The 1443-nt window shown below is 43.0% G+C and carries 2 protein-coding genes; both read left to right on the top strand.

Annotated features, from left to right (window positions below; translation table 11 throughout):
- The coding region (locus J1785_RS01085) for a DUF5680 domain-containing protein (RefSeq protein WP_217218605.1) at positions 1 to 358 on the top strand (358 nt) is incomplete at its 5' end.
- Between the two features lie 170 nt (positions 359 to 528).
- Entirely contained in the window at positions 529 to 1101 is a 573-nt protein-coding gene (locus J1785_RS01080; protein ID WP_338020330.1) for a chorismate mutase, read from the top strand.
- Positions 1102 to 1443 lie beyond the last annotated feature (342 nt).

The following is a 1443-nucleotide window of genomic DNA, read 5'->3' as shown; positions in this document are numbered from 1 at the left end:
ATACAGTAGGGATAATTATTCGTACAGAAACTACTTTACGGAAGGTAAAATAGTTTTCGGACAGATAATTATCTCGCTAAACAATAATCCAATTTGGTGTATGCAATTTAATGGCGGTGCCACAATACCGTCCCTGGATGAGAGGACAATGCGTAATCTCAGGTTTATTGCGCGTAAGAACCGTGGACAGGCAGATCATCGTTATCCCATCAGGGGGCCCAGAGAAAGTATTTATGCGGATTTGCATTACTTCAATGATGTGTTTGGCTGCCTTGATAAATTTCAGGGACATGAGTTCATTCAAAGTCAGGGGGAAACCTGCTTTAAAATGAAATTCTGTGGTGGGTCATTATGTTAACGGCTCCTCTCCCGATGAGAAGTCATATTAAATAAATATAATCGGGCAACAAAAACGGCGATTTTCTCCGACAATTTCTTTCACTTCATCAACTGATGACTCACTTTTAGGATTAACGGAAGGTATTTTGTCACGGAACGGTATTATTACCTGAGTAGAGTACCTAACTCATGTTTACTGTTGCGTCAGAGGGTTCTATGGCTTACATCGTGGTTTTTTTATCATCATTGTTCATGGTGGGTTCCGTATTTGCGGCTTCCGTGTCCACCGTTGCGATTTCCACCCTCACTTCAGCCATGAATCAGCGCATGCTGGACATGAAAGATGTCGCGGATTATAAAGCCGCACACCATCTGCCTGTAGAAGATATGATCCGGGAACAAAGTGTCCTAACCCGTACCCGTGAGGAGGCTGAAGAGTCAGGGCTCGACGGCAGCTCAATACAGCCCTTTATTCAGGCGCAAATGGATGTCGCAAAGGCGATTCAGTATCGTTACTTTGCCCAGTGGTTATCTCAACCACCCGACCGCACGGGTACGCAAAGAAGCCTGGATGACGTCAGGGCGTCCATTTCTCTGCAGGATAAAAAGATTCTTGAAGCTATCAGTCAGAAATTACTTGCTGGCGGCTTCCGTGAGTCAGACAAGTCAGAAATATTTAGTCTATTGCAGGCACCGCATCTGACAGATGCGGATAAAAAAATGTTGATCGGCTCTTTAGTTCATGTCAGGCGTATTAAATAACGGCCTTTCATCAATACAGCAACCAGGACGAAAGGAATAACGATCCACTTCAGCAAGCATGGGATGTTGAGCCAGCTCGCTGAGCGGTATAGCATTCTGTACGTTTCATAATGGTTCTCAATTCTCTGTCCAGAGTGGCTTATCTTAACGATCAATTGATCTTGGTAGCAGGAAATTAACTGATGGATTGCCCTCTCCATTCAAGCCTTGCCCTCAATCAAACTAAGTGTATTGTTAATTCTCGCTAAAAGTGATCAATAGAATGCGCTTCAAACAAATTAAAGACCTTAGTTTCTCATTTGTTTAATAAAAGCGCAGAATATGACAAACAATATTAATCTG

This window comes from Rahnella perminowiae (assembly GCF_019049755.1).
In the GTDB taxonomy this organism is placed as follows: Bacteria; Pseudomonadota; Gammaproteobacteria; order Enterobacterales; family Enterobacteriaceae; genus Rahnella; species Rahnella perminowiae.
This window is presented reverse-complemented; position numbering and strand designations above follow the sequence as displayed.